7 protein-coding genes are annotated in these 5,665 nt (G+C 28.6%); 3 read left to right on the top strand and 4 right to left on the bottom strand.

Annotation, left to right across the window (positions count from 1 at the left end; all coding sequences use genetic code 11):
* Positions 1 to 121 precede the first annotated feature (121 nt).
* Positions 122 to 424 (bottom strand): hypothetical protein, encoded by a 303-nt coding sequence (locus CLTEP_RS13320; RefSeq protein WP_066827493.1) that lies wholly within the window; start codon positions 422 to 424, stop codon positions 122 to 124.
* Positions 425 to 611: 187 nt separating this feature from the next.
* On the opposite strand from CLTEP_RS13320, the gene CLTEP_RS13325 reads away from it, so the two are divergent.
* Entirely contained in the window at positions 612 to 899 is a 288-nt protein-coding gene (locus tag CLTEP_RS13325; RefSeq protein WP_066827507.1) for a prevent-host-death family protein, read from the top strand.
* A 251-nt stretch (positions 900 to 1,150) separates the two neighbouring features.
* Here the strand turns inward: CLTEP_RS13325 and CLTEP_RS13330 are convergent, their stop codons facing one another.
* The gene (locus CLTEP_RS13330) at positions 1,151 to 1,378 is read right to left on the bottom strand and encodes a plasmid mobilization protein (RefSeq protein ID WP_066827495.1); all 228 of its coding nucleotides are present in this window, start codon (positions 1,376 to 1,378) and stop codon (positions 1,151 to 1,153) included.
* 543 nt (positions 1,379 to 1,921) lie between these two features.
* On the opposite strand from CLTEP_RS13330, the gene CLTEP_RS13335 reads away from it, so the two are divergent.
* A complete protein-coding gene (locus tag CLTEP_RS13335) occupies positions 1,922 to 3,301 on the top strand; it encodes an IS4 family transposase (protein WP_066827500.1) in 1,380 nt (459 codons plus the stop codon).
* 32 nt (positions 3,302 to 3,333) lie between these two features.
* Here CLTEP_RS13335 and CLTEP_RS13340 read toward each other — a convergent pair whose 3' ends face one another.
* Positions 3,334 to 3,543, bottom strand: a complete 210-nt coding sequence (locus CLTEP_RS13340; protein ID WP_066827501.1) for a DUF6199 family natural product biosynthesis protein — start codon at positions 3,541 to 3,543, stop codon at positions 3,334 to 3,336.
* A gap of 440 nt (positions 3,544 to 3,983) precedes the next feature.
* Between CLTEP_RS13340 and CLTEP_RS13345 the strand changes: the two genes are divergently transcribed.
* Positions 3,984 to 4,661 carry a peptidoglycan-binding protein gene (locus CLTEP_RS13345; protein WP_066827503.1) on the top strand — a complete coding sequence of 226 codons (678 nt, stop codon included), beginning with the start codon at positions 3,984 to 3,986 and terminating at the stop codon, positions 4,659 to 4,661.
* Between the two features lie 239 nt (positions 4,662 to 4,900).
* Here the strand turns inward: CLTEP_RS13345 and CLTEP_RS13350 are convergent, their stop codons facing one another.
* A complete protein-coding gene (locus tag CLTEP_RS13350) occupies positions 4,901 to 5,464 on the bottom strand; it encodes a hypothetical protein (protein WP_066827505.1) in 564 nt (187 codons plus the stop codon).
* Positions 5,465 to 5,665 lie beyond the last annotated feature (201 nt).

Below are 5,665 nucleotides of genomic sequence, written 5' to 3' on the forward strand. Positions count from 1 at the left end.
GAATGCACTCTCGTGCCAGCACAATAATACTACTGCATTATCTACACCGTTAAGGTGACCCTCATAACGATAAACCCAATATTTAGAATTGTTTACTGTAACAAGGCAAACATCATTCTTTTCAATAATTTGATGAAGAACATTTATAAATTGTACGTATAACAAACTTCCTGATACCTTTCCATGCAAACGCAATATTCCAAACACCTTCACTTAAAAATTTACCGAAGGTAGTTCTATGACAGTCAGCAAGACTCAATAAAACAATATCAGTTATTGTTCCTTTATAACCCTTTTGGGTGGAACCTTTTATAAATTGCTCAATATGCTTTAAAACAGGTTTAGAAAAATATAAAAAGAATCCAAGGCTAAATAAAAACTGGCTTATTGGTGATTTTTCTGGTAAACTATTTTTATGAGACATAATTTCACTCCTGTTGTTAAAGTTTGTATTCAAAATAATTTATACAACAAAAAGTGAAATTTGTCTCTATTTTTTATGAAATTATTTAACTGTAAATATATGTTATGATATTTTCTCAACTATAGGTATTTATAAAACATAATTGAATGTAATAATAGATAGGAAGAATGTGAAAGTGGGTGTTGCCATGGTTAAGCCAATTATTACTAAAGATCAAATGGTAAAGTCTTCTGAAGCAGCAAAGAGATTTGGAAGTATTAGAAAAAAAGCTAAAAAGGAACCTTTATATATAACTGATAATGGAAATATAGATTCAGTTTTAATTGGATATGACTACTTCGAAAAAATGTATATAAGACTTATGGAACTAGAAGAAAAAGAAGAGGTAAAAATATTATCCAGTAGAATAGAGTATCTTGAAAATAATCCATCAAGTGCAGTTCCCTGGAGAAATATTCGTTCTACAGGTAAATAATTATGAATAGTAAAAAGAGATTTGAAGTAAGATTACATCCAGATGCAATTAAAGATCAATTAGTTAAGCCTATGCAAAAATCTAAAATTTGGATAAGAAATATAAAAAACTTTAAATGAGCAAAAACACTTAAACTGTTTTACAGTAATTAAGCAGACTTATTGTAAAACAGTCTAAGTTCTACTTCACTTTAGTTTATTCATGGAGAATAAACTTGTCATGAATTTATCGATTCTACAAGACTCCCACTTCTATAAGTGGGAGATTGAAGCTTTTGCTTCAGGTGGAGTAGAGTCTCCACCTGAAGTCTCGATGTTTTGCTTTAGCAAAACGAGTTCACCCGAAACACTACTAAACACACAACAGTTAATTATATAGTCCGTTACGCTTATTCCTAACAAACTAGCTTTGTCTTTTATTACTTGTTTTTCTAGCTTCGAAACACGAATTTGAATAACTTCACTTTTCTTATTTTCCATAAAATCACCTTGTAATTACAATTTTTACCAATTAATATACTATTATTTTACCTATAAATACCTGTAATTACAAGGTATTTATTGTTTTTGTAATTACATAAATTTCGATTATAAAATAGCAAAAAGTTTCTCATTTTTGATTGTTTTTCTTAAAAAGATTTTTTAAATATTTGTTATTAACTACTACTAAAAATCTGTCCGTTAGGACAGTAGTAGTATAGTAATAGCATAGTAGGGGTGCTTTGAAATAAGTTATATCAATGGATTTCAGCCACGAAAGGTGAGAAAGTGACTATTAAAGGTGAGAAAATAACTGTGTAATAACGAAAAGTAATTTTACTTAAAAACCAATACTAACTAGCAATATAAAACGGTAGTTAACTGTTTTATATTGCTATATTTTAAATAACTCAACTTTCGCACATGATTTTTTAGGCATTAGCCAATAAATTCAACATCTATGGTATAAAAAAATAGAAGAACATCCCCTTATTTGGTATAATTGAATCACAACAAACAAAAACCAAGAAAGGAATGTTCTCCATGAATACAATTATACCAAATAATGATACTGAAAAAAAGTTTAAATCAACTATAGATAGATTTTTTAAGAAAAATAAAATTGGTTCTATCTTAAAACAATCAAATTTTTGTAAAGAAAAAGGTTTTTCATGCATTTTGATTTTTAAATTCATTTTTATGCTTGTATTTACAGGTAAAAATTTATTTCGAACGCTAGATTCTAAAAATGACATAACTAACTTTGCTAAAGATGTTGTATATAGATTTTTAAATTCAACTAACTATAATTGGCGTAAATTCTTATTTTTGTTATCATCATCAATAATCAAAAATGAAGTTGAACCATTATCAGCAAAAGATAGAGTAAATGTTTTAATTGTTGATGATTCATTCTATAGTAGAACAAGAAGCAAAAGTGTAGAATTATTAGCAAACGTGTTTGATCACGTTGATAGAAAATATAAAAAGGGCTTCAGAATGCTTACTTTAGGTTGGTCTGATGGAAATACTTTTCTTCCTTTAGCATTTACATTATTAAGTTCAGAAAAAGAAAAAAATCGTATATGTCCAATTAATTCAACCATAGATAAAAGAACAAATGGCTATAAAATTAGAACAGAAGCTGTAAAAAAAGCACCTGAAGTAATGATTGATTTACTAAAACAAGCGGCAGCTTACGCTTTACCAGCAACTTATGTTTTGTTTGATAGTTGGTTTACTTATCCTAAAACTTTGATAAAAATTTTAGAACTTAATCTTCATACAATAGCTATGGTTAAAGCTATGCCAAAAGTTTTTTATACTTATGAAGGTAAGAAATATAATCTAAGATCTTTGTATTCTACTATCAAGAAAAAACGTGGTAAAGCTAAAATTAAAGCTTCTGTAATTGTTGAAATTGGTCAAGATTCACATGCTACTCCTATAAAAGCTAAAATTGTGTTTGTTAAAGATAAAAATAGCTCTAAAAATTGGTTAGCATTAATTTCAACTGATGTTACATTAAGTGATGAAGAAATCATAAGAATATATGGAAAACGTTGGGATATAGAAGTTTTCTTTAAAATGAATAAGTCATTTTTAAATCTTGCTAAAGAATTTCAAGGACGTTCTTATGATTCAATGGTTGCACATACTACTATTGTATTTACAAGATATATTATGTTGTCTATAGAAAGTAGAAACAATACTGATATCCGTACTGTAGGTGCTCTATTTTATTATTGTTGCGATGAACTTCAAGATATACAATTTTTTGATGCTATACAATTAATTTTAGATTTACTTAAAAGTGCACTATATGAAAAACTTTCTTTAACTAAAGAACAAATAAACTCATTTTTAGACTATTTTATATCTACACTACCTACTTTTATCAAGGAAAAGCTGGCTTTTTTGTAGTGCGAAAGTTGAGTAAATAACTATATACTTTATTACAAAAAAATTAAAAGAAGAGTAATTACAAAAATCAATACAACAGACATTATCTTATAATGTCTAATCACTTCTGGACTTGGTTCAAGCTTCTTATCTTCAAACATCCATTTTCTTCCAAATAAAAAACTTTCTTTTGGATTAGTAAACATATATAAAAGCACAATATATACGGGTATGAAGAGTGTAAATGCTATAAATCGTTCCATCGATATATCACCCCAATTCTATTAATCTTTTACTCACAACTATTTTATCTCTTTCGAGAACATATTCCCCATTTAATTCTACATCCACACAAAACATTACCAATAGAGTATTAATAATAACATTATACCATACAATCCCTATTCTTAACATCCTAAAAATACCAAAAGAAGATATCCTAGACTCCCTATATGTATTTTAGGCGATAGCCTGTATGCCTGTGAACCTGTGTTTGAAATATGCAATAAAACCAGATGGAAAATAGAAAATCAAGGATTTAATAATCAAAAAAACATAAGATATGATATTGAACATGTTTGTTGTGAAGATTACAATGCTATGAAAAATCATATGTAATTAAGTGTAAAATTTGGCATTTAATTTTTGTTTGATAGATAGATCAAACTAGATTTTGCTCTTTAGATCTGAGGAGAGATATTATATGTTATTTAAAAGAAATCTATATTATACTAGCCCAATGATGAATGGAACAGATGTAATAGAAGTACAGACAAAATTAAATCAATTAGGTTATAATTGTGGTACTGTAGATGGATGGTTTGGTTCTTTAACAGATGTAGCCGTAAGGAATTTTCAAAGAGCCAAAGAGTTAGTGGTTGATGGTATTGTTGGAATAAACACATGGAATGCTTTGTTTAATGAAAATCCAAGTGGTAGTACAGAACTGAACAAATTTGTTTCTATTGCTAGTGGAGAAGTTGGATATACAGAAGGAGCAGGAAATATAACCAAGTATGGTAAGTGGTATGGTTTGGATGGAAATCCTTGGTGTGCAATGTTTGTATCCTGGTGTGCAAATCAAGCAGGCATTCTTAATAGCATTGTTCCTAAGTATTCTCTTTGTTCTGCTGGTGCAAATTGGTATAAAAATCTAGGAAAATATAAAACTAGAGAATCTGGATACACTCCAAAATCTGGTGATGTTATTTTCTTTAATGTTAATGGCGGAATTAATCATACTGGAATAGTTAAATCCTATTCTTCTAGCACGGTATATACCATAGAAGGAAATAAATCCAATACAGTTAGAAATGCCAGTTATAATTTATCTAACACTATATTAATGGATACGGCGTTAATTAAACAAATAGTCCATTAAAGAGGTTAGTTCTCATTATAATTGTTGTTTATATCGAAAAGCCAGCAAATCTTTGCTGGCTTTTTTCATAGTGGTGCACCCAGCATGAGCAATAATTTAAAAGAAATAGGTTTAGTATCTATAACAGAAATATATTCAAAAGTACACTAACTCTATTGAACTGCCGTATACTGAGTAATACATACGGTGGTGTGAGAAGACAGAAAATAAAATAATTATTTTCTTCCTACTCGATTCTTTTATTTTAAGAATTTATATTTTGAAACAGCCCATCCAGTTACCTTATCCTGCTCAATAAACACTCTAAAATAGTGATTATTAAAGCAATATTCATACACAAATCCATTTCCCGGATTATATTTTTTGTAATTTGTACCATATAGTTTTACTATTTTTTCTAAAGAATCACCATTTTTTAAACCTAAGGATGTGGGGATATTTTGTTTGATTCCAATAGCATATAATAATTGATTGTTTCTATCAAATGAAAAACTAATATCATCCGTCATTATTATTGGATTCCCTAACTCTGGATCTTCTTTCGAGGAGGTTATTTCAATTTCGCCTTTTACTTTTAATTTTAATTTCTTTAATTTAATCATCAACTCATCCTTCGACATACCAAAAGGAAAAGTTGACTTTTTGTCCTTTACAGACTTCTCATTAATGAAAATTTTACTTTCTGAATTTGAAATTTCTTTTTTATCTTGCATTTTATTTGTACTGTTTTTTCCTTCTATACTTTTTATTGATGTTGAAACATTTTTATTATCTTTAGCTGCACTTACACTTTGAATTTTCATTCCATTATTATTACATCCAACAGTGAACTACTTCGACCACAAGGGTACGAAGCTTCTTTATAGAAAGTTTGCTGTTTAAGTTTCCTCTAACAAAAGTTAGATAGCCTTATTTCTATGGGCGAGAACACTTGCCCTTATCCCTCATAACGTAAGCTAACTTGGGAATACATTAGGTTGCGATACCTTGTATATTTTACGCAT

The sequence above is a fragment of the Clostridium tepidiprofundi DSM 19306 genome, from assembly GCF_001594005.1.
In the GTDB taxonomy this organism is placed as follows: Bacteria; Bacillota; Clostridia; order Clostridiales; family Clostridiaceae; genus Clostridium_AC; species Clostridium_AC tepidiprofundi.